At 43.2% G+C, this 19046-nt stretch carries 13 protein-coding genes; 6 read left to right on the forward strand and 7 right to left on the reverse strand.

Going from position 1 to position 19046, the window contains the following annotated elements; translation table 11 throughout:
- Nucleotides 1-52: 52 nt before the first annotated feature.
- The 4 genes from IEV61_RS19660 to IEV61_RS19675 all read right to left on the reverse strand — a co-directional run bounded on the left by IEV61_RS19660 (nucleotide 53) and on the right by IEV61_RS19675 (nucleotide 5240).
- Entirely contained in the window at nucleotides 53-853 is an 801-nt protein-coding gene (locus IEV61_RS19660; protein ID WP_188418772.1) for a murein L,D-transpeptidase catalytic domain family protein, read from the reverse strand.
- 170 nt (nucleotides 854-1023) lie between these two features.
- Complete coding sequence (locus IEV61_RS19665; RefSeq protein WP_188418773.1) at nucleotides 1024-1608, reverse strand: nitroreductase family protein; 585 nt, start codon at nucleotides 1606-1608, stop codon at nucleotides 1024-1026.
- A gap of 269 nt (nucleotides 1609-1877) precedes the next feature.
- Nucleotides 1878-2597, reverse strand: coding sequence for a VCBS repeat-containing protein (locus IEV61_RS19670; protein WP_188418774.1), 720 nt, complete (start codon nucleotides 2595-2597; stop codon nucleotides 1878-1880).
- Nucleotides 2598-2810: 213 nt separating this feature from the next.
- Nucleotides 2811-5240 carry an alpha-ketoacid dehydrogenase subunit alpha/beta gene (locus IEV61_RS19675; RefSeq protein ID WP_188418775.1) on the reverse strand — a complete coding sequence of 810 codons (2430 nt, stop codon included), beginning with the start codon at nucleotides 5238-5240 and terminating at the stop codon, nucleotides 2811-2813.
- Nucleotides 5241-5384: 144 nt separating this feature from the next.
- On the opposite strand from IEV61_RS19675, the gene IEV61_RS19680 reads away from it, so the two are divergent.
- Together IEV61_RS19680 and IEV61_RS19685 are read left to right on the forward strand one after the other, a co-directional pair.
- Complete coding sequence (locus IEV61_RS19680) at nucleotides 5385-5783, forward strand: DUF1573 domain-containing protein (protein WP_188418776.1); 399 nt, start codon at nucleotides 5385-5387, stop codon at nucleotides 5781-5783.
- 83 nt (nucleotides 5784-5866) lie between these two features.
- Entirely contained in the window at nucleotides 5867-7087 is a 1221-nt protein-coding gene (locus tag IEV61_RS19685; protein ID WP_188418777.1) for a pyridoxal phosphate-dependent aminotransferase, read from the forward strand.
- A gap of 1119 nt (nucleotides 7088-8206) precedes the next feature.
- On the opposite strand, the gene IEV61_RS20640 is transcribed toward IEV61_RS19685, so the two are convergent.
- Nucleotides 8207-10864 carry a paraquat-inducible protein A gene (locus tag IEV61_RS20640; RefSeq protein ID WP_229747224.1) on the reverse strand — a complete coding sequence of 886 codons (2658 nt, stop codon included), beginning with the start codon at nucleotides 10862-10864 and terminating at the stop codon, nucleotides 8207-8209.
- Nucleotides 10865-11024: 160 nt separating this feature from the next.
- On the opposite strand from IEV61_RS20640, the gene IEV61_RS19700 reads away from it, so the two are divergent.
- From IEV61_RS19700 to IEV61_RS19710, 3 genes are all read left to right on the forward strand, one after another.
- On the forward strand, nucleotides 11025-11588 hold the full coding sequence (locus tag IEV61_RS19700) for a Crp/Fnr family transcriptional regulator (RefSeq protein WP_188418778.1): 564 nt from the start codon (nucleotides 11025-11027) through the stop codon (nucleotides 11586-11588).
- A 67-nt stretch (nucleotides 11589-11655) separates the two neighbouring features.
- The gene (locus IEV61_RS19705; protein ID WP_188418779.1) at nucleotides 11656-12312 is read left to right on the forward strand and encodes a hypothetical protein; all 657 of its coding nucleotides are present in this window, start codon (nucleotides 11656-11658) and stop codon (nucleotides 12310-12312) included.
- Nucleotides 12313-13420: 1108 nt separating this feature from the next.
- Complete coding sequence (locus IEV61_RS19710) at nucleotides 13421-14092, forward strand: TIGR02117 family protein (protein ID WP_188418780.1); 672 nt, start codon at nucleotides 13421-13423, stop codon at nucleotides 14090-14092.
- Nucleotides 14093-14815: 723 nt separating this feature from the next.
- Here IEV61_RS19710 and uvrA read toward each other — a convergent pair.
- Nucleotides 14816-17338 carry an excinuclease ABC subunit UvrA gene (gene uvrA, locus IEV61_RS19715; protein WP_188418781.1) on the reverse strand — a complete coding sequence of 841 codons (2523 nt, stop codon included), beginning with the start codon at nucleotides 17336-17338 and terminating at the stop codon, nucleotides 14816-14818.
- 340 nt (nucleotides 17339-17678) lie between these two features.
- On the opposite strand from uvrA, the gene IEV61_RS19720 reads away from it, so the two are divergent.
- Nucleotides 17679-18710 (forward strand): LLM class flavin-dependent oxidoreductase, encoded by a 1032-nt coding sequence (locus IEV61_RS19720; protein WP_188418782.1) that lies wholly within the window; start codon nucleotides 17679-17681, stop codon nucleotides 18708-18710.
- A 116-nt stretch (nucleotides 18711-18826) separates the two neighbouring features.
- On the opposite strand, the gene IEV61_RS20805 is transcribed toward IEV61_RS19720, so the two are convergent.
- Nucleotides 18827-18934: a winged helix-turn-helix transcriptional regulator gene (locus IEV61_RS20805; protein WP_373867857.1), complete on the reverse strand. Its 108-nt coding sequence runs from the start codon at nucleotides 18932-18934 to the stop codon at nucleotides 18827-18829.
- Nucleotides 18935-19046 lie beyond the last annotated feature (112 nt).

A 19046-nucleotide genomic window follows, 5' to 3' on the forward strand; every position in this document is an offset into this window, starting at 1 on the left:
TAGAAAGCTCTTGTAGAACTTACAAGGGCTTTTTACTTCTTATGATGTTATCTTAAATCCCTGCTTTGGAAAGCTGAACCGAACTATCGGCGGGAGCTGTAAATTGCGATAGCAAACTATCGTTTAAATATTTAGAGTTATAGCCGCTTACATTGGCGTTTACAAACAGCATGTTGTGGCCTTTGATCAAATCAATAATTTGATTAGACACCTCCGGCGATACCGCAGGGCAACCAAAGCTGCGTCCTAAGCGTCCCAGTTGTTTAATGGTGTTCTCACACACATAAGCTGCAGCGTGCAATACCACCGCACGCGAACGTGCATTGCTGTTAAAGCCTGCGTCCATGCCATCTAAACGTAACGAGCGGCCATGCTTGCCATAATAAACATCGTCGGTTACGTAAAAACCTAAGCTACTTTGATGCGAGTCGGTTTTATCAGAAAACTGGGTCGCTAAATCGTCACCGCTTCCTTGTCCGTGGGCAACCCAGGTGTTCAGCAACAACTGCTTTTTAAGCAGGTCAACAATCCACATGCGTTTAACGGTGCTGGCTTTATTAAAATCAACTACGGTAACTACGCTGCTGTTGGCGGCAATCTTATTGTTTTGTTTAAGATTGTAGTATCCGGTAATCGCTTTCTGAAAAACATCATAATCTAAACCTGATGTTTTTAAACCAGCAGTTTGATAAATATCAGATACGTATCCGGCAAAAGCACTATTTACCGTATTGGTTTTTGATTCCTTTTTTACAATAGCACCTGCCTTTTTAACCGTAGCCGATCTTGAACTGATAATAGCAAACGATAAAATAATTAGCAGGGTAATGGCTAACCAAAGTCTTCTTTTCATATGTCCGGTGATAGTTTTAATCATGGTACAATTTAAAAGTCAACAGGCTTAAGTTAAGGTTATAATTGTTGTGATAGTATACAAATATAACCCTAACGCTGCCATACTGCGTCAAATTATTCTCATATATTAACCCGCAGTTATACGAAAAGGTTTTGTTTAAAGTTAGCTTAGGCTACCCATTTAATTTTTTCTTCCAAAGGTGTTTTACGCACGCCTTCAGGGTGTACATCGCTGTAACCCAGGTATAAAAGGCCCAGTACCTGGTCTTCCTGTCCCAAGCCTAAAAACTCTTTCATAACAGGTTTCAGGGTAGCACCACCGGTGCTCCAGAACGAGCCTATATTTAAGGCCGTAGCACCTAACAACAGGTTTTGTATAGCGCAAGATGCAGCAGCCACTTCTTCTACCACTGGTAATTTAGACAACTCGCTGCGGTGCATAATGGCAATAACAACGTGCGATACATTAGCGCCCATGTTAGCCAGATTATTGTAAGTAGTTGGGTTAAAGTTGCCCGCAGCTTCGGCAGCCTGCTTGTATAATTCGGCATGTTGCTGACAGAAAGTAGTAGGGTTTTCATAAACTACAAAGCGCCAAGGCTCTGTAAAGGCGTGAGTAGGGGCCCAGTCGGCCAGTTCTAATAAAGCGGCAACATGGCTGTTAGGGATTTTTTGGCCGTTCATCATACCCGGTTTAATGGTACGGCGGGTTTTAATGTTTTCGGCTATGGTGGTAAAAGTGGTACTATCCATTGTAATGATTGATTTTTGTTTTGCGGCAAAAGTAAGGGTTTGTTGTTAAGTTAAGGAGATAATATGAAGTTATTAGGCTGTTGAGTTGTTAAGGCAGTAAACAACTGAATTCTATAACCGCTAACTTCAACAGGGCGTTTCCCTCCGGGCCAGGCTTTCCGCTCATACGCCTGCAGGCCTTAATCACGGGCAGGTATCCACTTCAATCCTTAACGCAAAAAGAAATTAAAGGTCAACGCAGGGGCAGAGGCGCTTACGAAGATCACTTGTTAGTTATTCAGATCTTCCTGATTGTAGTTTGTTGGTAGTGGCCTGCTAAACTGTTTCATTTGGTTACGGGGCACTTTATTAGTGATCTTATAATTTTCCTTCGACCCCAAAAACTGGATCATTATAGGGTAATTATAAGTTTTACTCACATTAACCAATTTGCCTTTCTGATAGCTGTACAGATCGTAGACCCAATAGGCATGATTTTGGTAGGAGAGGTAGCTTTGGCCAAATAGCTCAAATTTGCCGTCGCCATTAAAATCACGCTCATAATCCCATGCAAAATCTACGAAAGATATTTTCTGAAACTTATTCTTTCCTAAATTAAACAGGTAGATCTTTTTAATGAGCGAGCCGGCCAGGCCGCTGCCATTGTTAGGGTAAGCTATTTTAAAGTCTTTTAAACCATCGCCATTAATATCGCCAATGTACAGTAATCCATCCCTCAGCGGCCAGTCAAACTGGTCATCTACAGCCATGCGTTTGATTAGCTTACCGTCGAGATACAGAAAAAGATTACATCCATCCGGAGCGGCAGGTGCTATAAACTTGAACATGTATTTCTTGGCGTAGGCGTATGCTTTGAAATATGTTTGGGAATTATTTTGATCTAGCCTGATAGCGGCACGCTTGTACTTAATAACCGGATGCTTTTCATACGGATATTGTGCAAAGCCATTTAAGGTGCAGAAAAGAAAAATAATTAGCAGCCTATACATGTTATAAATGATGTAAAGATAGGCTTTAAAAATGACACCCCGAAAGTTGGGTACACCGTAAAAAATTGAAACAGCAAGTGTAAAATAGAGTGATCCACATGGTTTTTGGACCACTCTGTTTTTTTGAAGAAATATGAAGTTTTTTGTAAATAAGATGCGGAATAACCTAACTTCTTAAATATTTAAAGCAGTACATTTCGCTTGCTTTCGACCTTAATATATGGCCGGGAATTTAGCCGGACTACTCTCATTCATCATGGCATAAACCGCTTCAATTATATCATCTATTGATGGCTTGGTGAAATAATCGCCATCAGAACCATAAGGCGGACGGTGAGCCTTTGCGCACAACGTTTGCGGAGCTGCATCCAGGTGGCTATAACCACCCTGATCTTCCAATATGTTTTGTAATATGTAGGCCGAACCACCGCCCGGCACATCCTCATCAACTATAAGCAGCTTATTGGTCTTTTGAAGTGATTTTACGCACTCCCTATCACTATCGAATGGGAAGAGGGTTTGTGGGTCTACAATCTCTATATTAATACCCATGGTGGCCAGTTCCTCTGCTGCTTCCTGCACAATACGCAGGGTTGAACCGTAGCTAATTACGGTAACATCAGTACCTTGAAGCATTACCTCAGCTTTACCCAACGGAACGGTAAAATCGCCTATGTTAGATGGCATTTTTTCTTTCAACCGGTAACCGTTCAGGCTTTCTATCACAATGGCGGGTTCATCGCCTTGAAGAAGCGTGTTGTACATGCCGGCAGCTTGCGTCATATTACGAGGAACGCAAATATGTAGGCCGCGCAAATTAGCCAGTAAAGAGGCCATAGGAGAACCTGAGTGCCATATACCCTCTAAACGGTGACCACGCGTACGCACAATTAGAGGCGCTTTTTGTCCGCCTCGTGTGCGGTAGCTTAAGCTGGCCAAATCATCGCTCAACACGGTAATGGCCCAAATCCAGTAATCTAAGTATTGTATTTCGGCAATAGGTTTCAATCCACGCATAGCCAAACCCATGCCCTGGCCAATAATGGTATTCTCACGTATTCCGGTATCAGTGATCCGCAAATTGCCGTATTTGGCTTGCAAGCCCGCAAAGCCTTGGTTTACATCGCCAATGGCGCCTACGTCCTCACCAAATGCAACAATGCGTTCATCGCGTTCAAAGGCTAAATCAAAACAGGCATTCAGTATCTCGCGCCCGTCAAGTAATTTGGCATCGCTATCATACGTAGCGGCAACAACCGGAACATGCAATGGAGATAAAGGCGTGTCGCTGAATAGCTTAGAGTTAAAACGTTCGCGGTTCAGTTCATTTTCATGAGCCAACCACTCCAGCAGGTTCTTACGCTCGGCAGTAGTTTCTTTATTAGTTAAGCGCAGCGCCTTACGTACAGCGCTTACAATCTCGCGCCGGCCCGGATCAACCGTAGCACGCAGAGCAGAAGCAACAGCAGGCAATTCTTTATTTAAAGAATGATTGGCCATTTGCTCTATCAAAGCGGCTGCTTCTTCCATTTCAGCTTTAATTTCGGCCGAAAGTTCGTTCCATGCTTCGCGCTGGCTGTTGCGCACATGCTTTTTCGCAGTTTCTTCCAACTCATCTAATTCCGCTTCAGAGATAACAGCCGAATCTAACATCCACTTGCGCATTTGCACCAGGCAATCGTGCTCAGTTTCCCAGGCTAAGCGGTCGGCTGGTTTATAGCGTTCATGTGAGCCGGAGGTGGAGTGGCCTTGCGGCTGTGTAATCTCAATTACGTGTATCAACACCGGAACGTGCTGTGTGCGGCAAAGGTCGATAGCTATGTTGTAGGTTTCGCAAAGAGCAGGGTAGTCCCAGCCGCGAACCTTAAATATTTCGTAACCATTGGTACCATCTTCACGCTGAAAGCCTTTTAAGGCTTCAGAAATGTCTTCTTTCGTGGTTTGTAAACTGGCTGGGACTGAAATAGCATAGGCGTCGTCCCAAACAGATATAGCCATGGGCACCTGCAGTACACCGGCAGCGTTAAAAGTCTCTAAAAAGATACCTTCGGAGGTGGAGCCATTGCCTATGGTACCAAATGCTACCTCGTTACCGTTAACAGAAAACTGTTTCATTTCTTCCAGTTCCTTATTTTGGCGGTACAGTTTAGAGGCATACGCCAAACCCAGTAAGCGGGGCATGTGTCCGCCGGTGGTCGATATATCGGCCGAGCAGTTCATGGTTTCGGCTTGGTTTACCCAGGTACCATCGGGGTTAGCAAAGCGGGTGGCATAGTGGCAATTCATTTGCCTGCCTGCCGATGCCGGATCTTTTTCAATATCAGGGTGTGCATAAAGCTGCGCAAAAAATTCTTTAAGCGTGCTCATGCCTGTGGCAAACATGAAGGTTTGGTCGCGGTAATAGCCTGCGCGCCAGTCGCCTTTTTTAAAAGCTTTGGCCATAGCGAGCTGGGCAACCTCTTTACCATCGCCAAAAATGCCGAATTTAGCTTTACCGGTAAGTACCTCACGGCGGCCCAGTAAGCTGGCTTGCCTGCTTTCAAAGCCAATGCGGTAATCGTTTATAACAATTTTCCTGAAATCGTTAAAGCTTAACTCGTTATCCATAAAACTGCCGGTAGCCGGTAGTGTGCTTTCGGGCATAGACTGTTATTTAGGTTGTAAAAATAAAAAATTATGCATTGATTTCATCTGCAAAAACATTTACCTAATGTAACTTTAAAACTATGCATCATTTTTGTTGTAAGTTAAACTATTAAATTATATTTGTGTCAAACAGCAATACATATGAAAAAACTAATCATACTTTGCGCCGTAATTTTAGGATTTACTATTACCGCATCTGCACAGGACAGTCAAAAACCTGAGTTTAAATTTAACGAAGAAAAGCATGATTTTGGCAAGATAACCAAAGGCAAGCCGGTAACTACTGTATTTGAATACACTAATGTTGGTACAGAGCCGCTTATTTTAAGCGAAGTTAGACCAACTTGCGGCTGTACCATTGCCGATTATACCAAGACCCCGGTAATGAAAGGTGCTAAGGGAAAGATCTCTATTACTTATAATGCCGCGGTAGCTTCGCCTTTCAGCAAAACTATTGTGGTTACCTCAAATGCAAAAACGCCGGTTAAAAACCTTATTATTTTAGGTGAAGTGGTTGAAACAGTAGCCAGTAGCCGATAATTACCCAACAATTAAAGATACTTTCATAGGGACGCAAATTTTGCGTCCCTATTTGTTTACTGCCTTTTTTGTAATTTTGTCAAATGCCAATCATCTCTAACAAAGGGCAGCACATGCCGGCCTCGCCCATACGTAAACTCACGCCTTTTGCCGAAAAAGCAAAATCGGAAGGTAAAAAAGTATATCACTTAAATATTGGTCAGCCCGATATTGAGACGCCTGAAGGCATGCTGAATGCGGTAAAAAATATAGACTTTAAAGTTTGGGCCTACACAGCGTCTGAAGGGACATTATCATACCGGAAAAAGCTGACCGAGTATTACAATAAGCTTGATTACAACATCGCACCCGAAAATATTATTGTAACCACTGGCGGCTCAGAAGCTATTACCATAGCGATGATGACCTGCTTAAACCCGGGTGATGAGGTAATTATTCCTGAACCATTTTACGCCAATTACAATGGTTTTGCCTGCCAGAGCGATATTGTGGTAAAACCTATCTTGTCGTATATCGATAATGGTTTTGCTTTGCCGGCCATTAGCGAGTTTGAAAAATTGATTACCGACCGTACGAAGGCTATCATTATCTGCAATCCTAACAACCCTACGGGTTATCTGTATTCTCAGAAAGAAATGCAGGCTTTAAAAGAACTGGTATTGAAATATGATTTGTACCTGTTTTCGGATGAAGCTTACCGGGAGTTTTGCTATGATGGGCGCGATTTTATATCGCCTATGCACCTCGACGGTTTGGAAGAAAATGTAATTGTGATGGATACGGTAAGTAAACGTTACAGCGCTTGCGGTGCCCGTTTAGGTTGTTTAATTACCAAGAACAAAGAAGTGTTAAAGGCTGCATTAAAGTTTGCACAAGCCCGCCTTAGTCCGGGTTTGGTGGAGCAGATAGCAGGAGAGGCCGCGGTAGACACACCCGATGCCTACTTTGAAACGGTAAATAAGGAATATACCCACCGCCGTGATGTGCTGGTAAATGCCCTTAACCAAATGGATGGCGTATTTTGCCCTAACCCGGGCGGTGCCTTTTATGTGGTGGCCAAATTCCCTATAGATAACGCCGACCGTTTTTGTCAATGGATGCTCGAAAGCTTTAGCTACCATAACGCCACCGTAATGATGGCCCCCGCAACGGGTTTTTATAGCACACCAGGAGCAGGTCAAAACGAAGTACGTATGGCTTACGTGCTCAATAGTAATGATTTGAAAAGTGCCATGAACTGCTTACAGGAAGCGTTAAAGGTATACCCTGGTAGGGTAGAAGCTGAAGCGCTGGCCGATAGTTAAATGTTGCTACATTAATTACACACCTTAGAGCCGCTGCCTACTTATTTATGCAGCGGCTTTATTTTTATTTGAAGCGGCATTTGATTATTAAAAAACTTGTAATTTACAAGAAAAAACGAATCGTATAATTCGGTTTTAAGGAGCCAAGGGTATGCGGAAAACTGTGTAACTAACTCGAATATAGTATCGTATATCAGTTAACCCCGACACTTATCATTTCAGATTATCAACTATGTGTATACTGCCCTGCTAGAGCTTTCACTATACATGCGGACCGGTACCGAATTGCCCAGGTGTTGACGGATTTAATGAACAATGCACTCAAATGTTCACCGGAAAACCAAAATATCCAGATTGACTTAGACGAAACGTAATCGAATGTAAAGCTCAAAATTATAGATCACAAGATTGGTCTCAATTAGGATTAACATGCCAAAGCATTTCAAAAATTTTAAAGGGAGGCATCGGCCCCAATGGATGTAGAAGGTTTCAGAATAGGACTGTTTTTTGTACTCAGAGATCATCATGAGGCACAGTGGCAGGATTAGTATTGAGCCATTGAAGGATGAGCAGGACACTTGTTTTTACTTTACATTGCCTGTAAATTAGGTATGGAAGTAAACAAGTGAAAAAGAAGCATTAATCAAAAATGTGGATTTGGGAGTAGTTAAGTGATCAAATAAAATATTTATTATTCGTTTGGCGTACCAACTACATAAGTGGCTAAACCAAAATTTACTATTTTTTCGACTCTATTCCAAATAACTAATCGTCTGCCATGATGCCTTACTGAATTGCAATTAATCATTTACAGAAACGGTAATGAAGAGGCATTTGATCCTAAAAATGCAACAAGTATAGTTGGCTTCGCAGATTCAAAACTTTAAACGATGGAATCCGTGAAACAAATAGTTCATGGAGCCTTTGTCAAGTAATGGAAAAAAAGACCGTCAATCAATTTGTATTTGAGAGCCGATTGACCTACAATCACCCGTTGTCGAAGCAAGTCACTTCATCGGCAGACGGCTTCTAAAATGTTAAAAAACTGCAATCGTTGTTCAGGAATCCTTATAACTTTAGTCGTAACAGCAATTCGGTCGTCCTGCCATTTAGTTACTGCTAATGTTGAATTGAAGACCGGGCAGTGATCTGCTTCAGCATCCTGACCAAAACAATTTCATAGAGTACGTAAGCTGCAAAAACTAAAAAACCAGGCTGCAAGGATGAATTATTGGTGGTAACTGTAGTCAGCATATCATTATGAATGTTCAAACCCCCGAGCTGACTTTTCAGTATGCCGTTCAATCCTATATATGTCATGCCAATACCCACTACCATCACATCAGCCATATTCCATTTGCCTGATTCAAAAGCCAGGTATTTCACTATTTTGTTTTCTGCCAAATGCTCATTGCCCAACACATGCAGACCCGCGGCGATCAGGATCAAGATGGGCAATACGATCACAAAAACAAATAGCAAAACACCCACCAGTATAGCGTCCGGTTTAGGCTGCGCCACCAGTACCTGGATCACTTCCAGCAAACTCTTATTCTGATAAAAAAGCACCTGGTTCTCGAAGCCTAACTTTTCTCCCAGCAGCATAAAGCTCATATTGCCCATGCGCGCGTCAACTTCAATAATGGAGGATGTTACCCCAACCCCCAAGAGCACAAAAGCAATGAGCAGTGACAGTACAAACAGCGTGTTTTGCAAGTGTGCTTTACGACGAAGCAACCACCACAAAATAGTCACGAGCACTACGCAGCCAAACATGATATAGGCATAATGGTAACTGGCGGTACGAATGTCTACCAACTGACGGCTAAGTTTACTGTTGAGTTCGGTTATGTTCTTTACCTGGTATTTTTTGTACATGGCTTTAACCATGATGATGTGCGCCTCCCCGGTGCTGTCATAGGTTTGGCGCTCCAGCTGTCCCAGTTTACTGGTCGCAATGTTTTTGAGCCGTTTGGTACTGGCCGGGCTGTTTACCTTCGTAATGATCGTTCTGGCGAACGAGGGTACCTGCGCCTGGATTTCACGAACATCAATAACTTGATTAAAGGCAAACTTTTTCAGCTTGCCAGCAAACGTTTTTTGGGGCCTGTTAATCTCTTTCGCAGTTTTGGCAACCAGTCCGTGCAACTGTTTTTCCACCTGTACCTGCATCGCCTTTTTCTGCTGGCTGCTCACTTTGAAGTTATCGACCCTGCCGTTCACTACATCCATGATCTTTTCACGCCACTGGTCAATGGAAAATATGCCGAACGTAATATTATTGATCGTGCTATAGTCTTGTTTCAACTGCTCTTGCTGACGGGAAAACAAGCTGAGGTGGTAGCCGCAAAATCCTTCAATACAAAGAACGATACTCAGCGCAATGATCACGATAATATTGCTTCCACGAAACGTGGACTCTGACAATGTTGTTGGATCTGCAGCAATTACGGAAGGATCTACCGTTGAATCAGCATCGGCACTAACCGGCTGATGCGCATCATGTGGTGTAATGAATTTTAGAATGGTAGATAAGATAAGGCTGTATAATACGAAGCAGATAAAAATGATGTAACCCGGTTGCAGCGCCGTATTATTCGTCGAGACAATGGTCAGGGGATCGCTGTTGATCTTCAGCGCCGCTAACTGGCTTTCCAGCAAGCCATTAAGGCCGATATAGGCCATCAGGATGGCGATCACAATCACATCGGCCATACTCCATTTGCCAGACTGAAACGCAAAGTATTTGATGAATTTATTTTCAGCCAGTTTACGCCTGCCCAGCAGATGTATACCGGTAGACGATAGCTTCATGATCGGAAAGAGGATGCTGAAGACCATGATTAATACACCCACCAGAATTGAATCCACTTTGGGCTGGCTGATCAGCACATGTACAACATCCAGGATACTTTTGCTTTGAAAGAACAGCACCTGATCTTTAAACACGACATGCTCACCCAGCAGCATGAAGTCGAGCGATTTGATGCGGGCATCCACCTCGATCATGGATGCGGTAAGGCCAACGCCTAGCAGGATAAAGGCAAAAAGCAGCGACATAATGAATAATGTTGCATGTAATGCGGTGTTCTTCCGGAGCAGCCACCATAAGAGCAGCACAGCCAGGACGATGCCCAGCATAACCGATGAAAAAGTATACATCGTCGTACGTATCTGGTCCAGAGACCGGTTAAGACGCTTATTTAATTCATCGCGGTCAGTAACCTGATATTTCTTATACAGGCTGCCGGTGATCGCATGATTGGCTTTGATGGTGCTGTCCAGGTATGGCGTGCGTTCCAACGCAGCAACCTTTCCCATGGCCATTTTGCTGATTTGATTTTTATTTGCGGGGTTATCTACCTTGGCAATAACCATCCGTGCAAACGCAGGCACCTCTGCCTTGATTTTGTCTGTTTTAACAAAGGTTTTTACAGCAAATCTTTTGATTTTCCCGCCAATCGATTTCTGCGGCTTTTCAACCAAAGCTTCGGCTTTGTTGATCAGTGCCAGAATGATTTGTTCTACTTCCTTCTGCAGTTGGGCCTTTTGTTTGGTTGTTAAACTGAAATGCCGAACCTGATGGTTTAAAATACCGGCTATTTCATCATGCCATTCCTCCACAGAAAATAAGCCAAGGGTAATATTGTTAGCGGCAGCATAATCTTTTTTGATCTCTTCCTGCTGGGCAGAAAGGATATGCAGGCGGTAAGCAAAATACGCTTCGCCGCAGAGTAATATGGCGAGACCAAAGATAAGCAATAGTTTACTTATCACAGGACGTTTAGCATTCTGTGCTGTTGATTGAACTTCTGAATTCAAGGGCTGATAAATTAGCTTATAAATGTATTAATATATATCCCAAAAATTACTGCGTTGTTTTGCTGATCTTTAGGATTGTTAAAAAGACAGGTTGTAATATTGTCTAAGCATTATTATGGAAAATTTCATCGTACACTGTAACCGCTTGACGGGGTTAACTGAAAGCGCCAAAGTCGATCTGCGAACCAAATTGACGACAAAGCATATAGCCAAAGGGCATTACCTGCTGCAGGACGGTAATACTTGCAAGTATTTGTTCTTCATCAACCAGGGACTTGCCAAGACGTTTTTCTTTAAAGAAGACAAAGAGTTTATCATGCGGTTTTTTACGGAAAGCAACCTTTTTACCGTAGTGGATAGTTTTGGAAACCAACAGCCATCTGGCTACGCAGTAGTGGCATTAGAGGATACCTCTTATACGACACTTTCCTACGATGACTTACAAACCCTTTGTCAACGGCACCATTGTATGGAAACATTTTTTAGTAAGTTGCTAGCAAAAGCGGCGACTCATATGATGCAAAGGATCACCGAGATGCTCGAAGATAACCCTGCCGAGCGCTATGCCCGCTTTGTTACGAACAACCAGGCTTTGCTGCAACGGATCACTCTGGGGGATCTAGCCAGCTATCTTGGCATTACCCAGGTTTCCCTAAGCAGGATCAGGGCAAGGAAGTGATTTTTTAACTTATGTAAAAAGATAAGAACGCTTCATCTGGTAGGTTTGGCAGCTAAAATCCACATCGATGCAAACGTTAAATATAAATCAAAAAATAAGTCTTGCAACCGCAGTCATCTTTTGCCTGGCAGCGCCGTTAGCCGGATATGTCAAGATTGGACTGCCACCAGTCATTATTGTGGGGGGATCAGCCCTCATTGCCCTGGTTTGCTGGTGTATTACCTATCTCCGGAAGCCTGCTAATCCGTCTGTAATCTTACCACTGTTTATATTGACCGTTGCAGGTTTGCAAATTCATATTGCGGAGGAATACCTGACCGGATTCGGGCCGGCCATGAGCAGGCTCTTTAATATACCCTGGAGTGAACAAAGCTTTTTGCTGGTCTTTGCGCTGATAGGTCCGACTATTTACACACTCACCACGCTGGGGCTCTATTATCGCATCCCAATCGCCGGGTTTGTTGCCTGGTTCATCTTCATAGGACCGGGCGTAGCCGAGTTTACCCATTTTATCTTTCCGCTGCTACGGCCAGAATTAGACCCGACAAACCTGCAAGCGATCAGCAGAACAATTAAGGATACGCAGATACTGAATATGCCAAACTATTATTACGCTGCTACTGGTAAGTACTACTTCGCGGGGATGTGGACCGCGATATTGCCGATGGTTCCTGGCATCTATTCGATTTATCGGCTGTTTAAAGACCATCGTTCTGCTAAATAAATAAGTGTTATAAAAGTTAATATTAGATCAATTGACAATGAAGGTTGAGCACAATAATTTGGTCAACCCAATAATTCTCCTCTAAAATTCTCCATAAAAAAGTAAACCATGAGCATTATTTGAGCAGTTCTATCCATTATAGCGGTTTTGCGCTCAGATTTCAGATCGACAAACCACAGTTCAACAGGGCTTAACGCAACTGGTATTGAAGAGTTAAAATCTTATGGTAATCCTTATACGATACAGTTCATGGAGAAAATAGCCCGGTACGCGGGTCTGGCTCTCATCATCATTAGCATTTTTCCAATGCTTTCTGTTTTTTTTGGTCGCTCCAACCGGTAACTTAATGGCGTTTGCTCCAACTATTTAAACCAAAAATGGGTAATTAAGCTGGGGAGTATTGAGCGCGAGTGCAATTTAGTTTTGTTAGAGAATTGATGGATTTTTTAATAACCAAACATATGTTATAGTCAAAATGGCAACGGAATGGCTTGTTTGCTTTCTAAGCTACTTGTCTATGCCCATGGATTCTCCCACCATGATTGTAGGCGTTTCTCATAACGCCTCCAATTTACTGATCAAGCAGTGAAATGTAGTGTACATCAAGTAAATACATTGCAGTTTAGTTAATCAACGCTTTTTTTTTGCTAAAATATGAGATGTTGATTGACGTTAAAAATTAACGGGAATAGCCAAGCAAAGTTGTGGACTAAGGTTACGTTCTTTATAGGCTTCTAACACTTTCAGATTATTTAAGATATGGTTCGAATTATGTCCATTGTGGGAAAGCTACAGTGGGCAAGTCATAAGATTAGCCGCTTGGAAGTATAGCGTTGATACATGGGCTAACATCTATACATTTAGTACTAATGAATCAAGTATTTAAATAAACATAGTCGGTGTCGTAAATAAAATAGCTGCCAACGATAATATATGATCTTCAAATCATAGAGAAAACTTTCAAAAGTTTTGCGTGCACAAAGTTGACCTGATCAGTTCCATGCCCGCCTAACAGCCGCAAGCTTTGCACTTTTTAATACATGTTTATCAAATGCCGGGTTACCTTGGCTTCAAAAGTGTATTAAGTTTAAACCAATAAATCAAACATTTGAAAAAGCTATTTAAAATTATACTGTACACTGCGCTAAGCCTTTTGGGGTTTGTGGCTGTTTATTTAATTGCTGCCTTTACTATACCCACCATCAGCGTGCCAGCAGAAACCGAATTAAATAGAAATGTTACAATCTATATACTCACAAATGGTGTGCATACAGACATTGTGGTGCCTATAAAAACAGCACATAAAGATTGGAGTAATGAAATCAGTTTCAACAACGTTGTCAATCCCGATATCAATGCGAGATGGGTAGCCTTTGGCTGGGGCGACAAGGGTTTTTATTTAAATACGCCTACCTGGGCACAGCTAAAATTCAGCGTTGCTTTTAAGGCTGCCTTTGGTTTAAGCAGTTCGGCCATACATGCAACATTTCATAACAGCTTGCAAGAAAGTCCGTCTTGTAAAAAGATTCAGATTAGCAGCAAACAGTATTTAAGACTGATAGAGTATATCGAAAACAGCCTGGAAACAGATACAAACGGCCGTGTGATTAATATCAAGACCAACGCCAATTATGACGATCATGATGCATTTTATGAGGCCAAAAGACGATATAATCTTTTTTACACCTGTAACACCTGGGCCAATAATGCGTTAAAAGCCTGTGGGCAAAAAGCATGTTTATGGACGCCAAGAGACAAGCCAATATTTGACAAATACTAACTCTACATCATTTTATTCGTCAAGCGAATAGGGAAGGAGAATGCCTTAAGGCAAAAGGACTACGTAGAGCATTTTATCGCAAAGGTAAATTTCTAATAAAGAGCTTACAGAATCGTACAGTCCTACAACTACATAATGCATCATACCTATGATACGTGTTATATAAAAGTTATTTTATGATCCAAGCGCGTTTGTGACAGCTGTTATCAGCTTGCATGCGGAAAGTATATGGTGCCCCAGACAAGTGTTTTGGTGTAATGGCTTATCTGCATGTTTCCGTATTGTATATTACAGCCATTCCGAACGTTAAACAGTGCTTTTTACTTATAATGCAGTGAACTTCATTATGAGTAAAATCGACATGCATTTTTTTTTCTTATGACAGGAGGATGTTGATATTCATGCTTGAAAACAACTTAGAAGAATTTAATGCACAGATAAGTGGGTAGAATTTGGGTTCCTAACACAGCACATTCTCACATTAACTAGGTTTTAGGTCAATGTTTTCCACGGTGGAAAGTAATAGAGATTTTAGATGCAAGTGAATGAAGCGGGGTGTTTTGAATCACCGGCCGTAACAAGTATCCAACGAATTATTAGACTTTGGAACTTACCTAAGTGACGCAATTTTTAAGTAGCCAGGCCCAGGAAAGAGCATCTGATTCCGTAACTTAATTTATTGCGTGAAAAATGGAAAAATAAGATCAAAAGGAGTACATGCTTTCATAAGTGTTTAGCCAAATAAGGCGCCGTGCGGCTCTTTTTATTTTTAACCATATCTGACGGTCTACCCTCTGCAACAATATTACCGCCGGTATCACCAGCACCAGGGCCGATGTCTATTACCCAATCGCTGGCAGCGATAACATCCATATCATGCTCTACCAGGATTACTGTATTTCCGGCATCAACCAAACGGTTCAATTGCAGGAGTAAACGCTCCACATCAGACGGATGCAGGCCGGTGGTAGGTTCGTCCAATATATATAAGGTCTGGCCATGCTGGGCACGTTGCAGTTCGGTGGCGAGTTTGATGCGCTGTGCCTCACCGCCGCTTAACTCTGTAGCCGGTTGTCCCAATCGAAGATAACCTAAGCCAACTTCACATACCACTTCCAGCGCGCGGCTAATAACGGCTTCTTCATCGAAAAAGCCAGCTGCTTCATCAACGGTAAGTCCCAGCACTTCCGCAATGTTCTTGTCTTTGTATTGCACCTCTAATGTTTTAGGGTTATAACGGGTGCCGCCGCAGGTTGGGCAAGGTGTGTAAACACTCGGCAGGAACAGTAGTTCTACCATCACCATTCCTTCACCTTCGCAGTGCGGGCAGCGTCCTTTGGCAACATTGAATGAAAAGCGACCAGCGTCAAATTTATGGGCTTTAGCCGCCGGTGTTGCGGCAAATAATTTACGTACATGATCGAACAAGCCCGTATAAGTGGCCAGATTGGAGCGCGGCGTGCGGCCTATGGGTTTTTGATCAACCACTACTAATCTTTTGATCCCCTTCATGCCGCCGGTGATCTTACCACCAAGCGTCTGCACTTCGGATTGTTCCAGCGGATCCTCTTCAGTATCAGCGGTGATGTCAACCTGTAGCCCTAACTGTTCTGCTACCAGTTCCACCAATACCTGACTGACCAAACTGCTTTTACCTGAACCTGAAACACCGGTTACGCTTGTTAACACACCTAATGGAAAGGCTGCATTCAAATTAGAAAGATTGTTCCGGCTGATATCTTCCAGTTTTAACCAGTCTTTTGGAATACGCGGATCGCTGATACGTTTAACCGCATCCTCATATATGTAATGACGGGTCAGCGATTCTTTTACATCGCGCAAGCCTTCTGGTAAGCCGCTGTATAAAATATGCCCGCCTTTTTCACCGGCTGCCGGGCCAACATCTACAATCCAGTCTGCATGGCGGATCACATCTATTTCATGCTCCACCACGAACAATGAGTTGCCGGAAGCCTTCAGCTTATCCAAAGCGCGTAAGAGCGCTTCGGTATCAGCGGGATGCAAACCTGCCGACGGCTCATCCAATACATAAACAACCCCGAACAGATTAGAACGCACCTGTGTAGCTAAACGTAATCGCTGCAATTCGCCCGGAGATAACGTGGGCGTACTTCTTTCGATAGTCAGGTAACCCAACCCAAGGTCAAGCATTACCTGTAAACGAGCCACAAAATCTTCAGCGATCCGTCTGGCAACCACTACCTTTTCCGGATGCGCAGCTATCATTTTTTTAAAAGAAGCAGCCTCGCCATTTGCGTACGGCGCAAATATCGCTGCCAACTTTTCCAGCGATAGCCTTGATAGTTCAGCAATATCAAAATTAGCGAACTTAACTGATAGTGATTCCTGCCTAAGCCGTTTGCCATGGCAAAGCGGGCATTCACTGCTGAGCATATACTGACTTACCCGTTTTTTCATCAGTGCGCTTTGCGAGTTGGCAAAGGTATGCCGCACGTAGCGGCGGGCACCGGTAAACGTTCCCATATAATCGGGCTGGCGTTTATTTTTGATAAACCGCTGAATTTCTTCGTGCGTGTAGCCGGAGTAAACCGGTACTACCGGCTGTTCCTCGGTAAACAGAATCCAGTCCCGGTCTTTTTTAGGGAGATTTTTCCAGGGCGTATCAATATCGATACCCATGGTGGTCAGAATATCCCGCTGGTTTTGCCCCTGCCAGGCCGAGGGCCAGGCAGCGATCGCTTTTTCACGGATAGTAAGCTTATCATCAGGCACCATCGTTTTTTCCGTAATCTCGTAAACGCGGCCTAAGCCATGGCATTCGGTACATGCACCTTCAGGCGTATTGGGCGAAAAAGATTCAGCGTAGATGATGCCTTGTCCCTTAGGATAATCACCGGCACGGGAATAAAGCATGCGCAGTAAATTAGATAAGGTGGTTACGCTGCCCACAGATGAGCGGGTGCTTACCGCTCCGCGCTGTTGTTGCAAGGCAACTGCAGGTGGCAGGCCTTCAATCTCATCTACTTCCGGAATAGCCATTTGATTGAACAAACGCCGGGCATAGGGCGAAACAGATTCCAAGTAACGGCGTTGCGCCTCCGCGTATAAGGTACCGAAAGCCAGCGAAGATTTCCCTGAGCCCGAAATGCCCGTAAATACCACCAATGCATTGCGAGGGATATCCAGGCTCACATTTTTAAGGTTATGCTCGCGTGCGCCGCGTACCCTAACGAAGCCAGGAAATTCCTTATCAGATTTAGCCATGAATTTAAAACGGAAAATGACAACCTTAGTTTGCAGACAAACTGATCAGGACTTTTAGATTACATGAACTTGTAAACGGTTTTTATACTTGGTTGAAATACACTGGTAATTAAAATTATACGCTTTTATAACTCTGGCAGAACTACATTGAGAGAGTAATTTACTTTAAAATAGATAGACAGCTTTCATTGCAATCCTTTGATTTAAATATTACTTTACGCTGGTTTAATCGCACCATCAAGTAAGGCAATCCGACGTAAATTTGCACCCGAGGCTTTAGCCGTTATATAGGTAGAATAAGAACACAGTTTCCTTTACGGCAAACATTGGCCAACACACTATGAAAAAAGAAGAAATTGCTTATTCGATGTTAGACCTGGCGCTTGTTTCGCAGGGCAGCACCATCAAACAAACGCTTAATAATTCATTGGCCTTGGCCAAAGAAGCCGAGGCGCTGGGCTATACACGCTATTGGTTTGCTGAGCACCATAACTCTCCCTATATAGGCAGCAACGTTCCACCGTTGCTTATTGGCTATGTAGCAGAAAACACTCATACCATTAGGCTTGGGTCGGGTGGTATTATGTTGCCCAATCACTCGCCTTTAGTAGTTGCAGAACAGTTTGGCACACTGGCACACTTATATCCGGGACGTATTGACCTGGGTTTAGGCAGAGCGCCCGGAACGGACACAGACACCGCACAGGCCATCAGGTCAGATTTCATGCGGGCAGCACAATCTTTCCCTCAAGAAATTGCCAAAATCCAACACTACTTTTCGGGAGCCAACAGCAATTCGAAAGTAAGGGCAGCCATTGCCGAAGGCACTGGTGTACCGTTGTATATCTTGGGGTCCAGTACCGATAGTGCTCATCTGGCAGCAGCTAAGGGCTTACCTTATGCCTTCGCCAGTCATTTTGCATCTACCCATTTACTGCAGGCGCTGGATATTTACCGGGAAGAGTTTCAGACTTCTGAGTTTCTCGAAACACCTTATATTATAGCAGGTGTAAATGTATTTGTTGCCGATACCGATGAAGAAGCCGAGAGATTGTTCACTACCATGATCAGGATGTTTGTAGGCGTACTGACCGGCAAAACGCAAGCCTTACAGCCAGCCACTGAGATGACGGATGATTTGAAAGACATATTGAAGCATCCTGCCGTGCAGCAAATGCTCAAATATTCTTTTGTAGGCAATAAAGAAACTGTTAAAACGCTGGTGAAGAATTTTATTACACAAACGCAAGTGAATGAGTTGATCTTGGCATCGGCAACCTACGCCCCTGAAGACAGAATCAAATCGACCAGACTCTTTGCTGACGTTATGATGGAGATAAACGAAGAAAAAAGCAAAGTAACACATAGCTAAATCCACCGTAATTACATCATACGTCCTTATTTTTAAGCAGAACACCTAATAGTTTAGATTACGATGAACCATCGTAATTAACGAATAAACGGCTCCCAGACACAACTGGCGGCCGGTTATTCCATCTGGGTCTCCCAGTCATGCAACGCTTTCAATACCGCAATCAGTGTTTTGCCAAATTCGCTCATTTCATACTTCACTCTCGGCGGTTTTCTATAAAGAATTTATACCGTATAGCAGGATGAATAAACTAACGGCCAAAACGGCATTTTCTTAATGTTGTCACTTATGAGGTAAAAATGTTTGTACAGGAAATATAAAAACTATGTCGGCTTT

This window comes from Mucilaginibacter galii (assembly GCF_014635825.1).
Lineage (GTDB): Bacteria > Bacteroidota > Bacteroidia > Sphingobacteriales > Sphingobacteriaceae > Mucilaginibacter > Mucilaginibacter galii.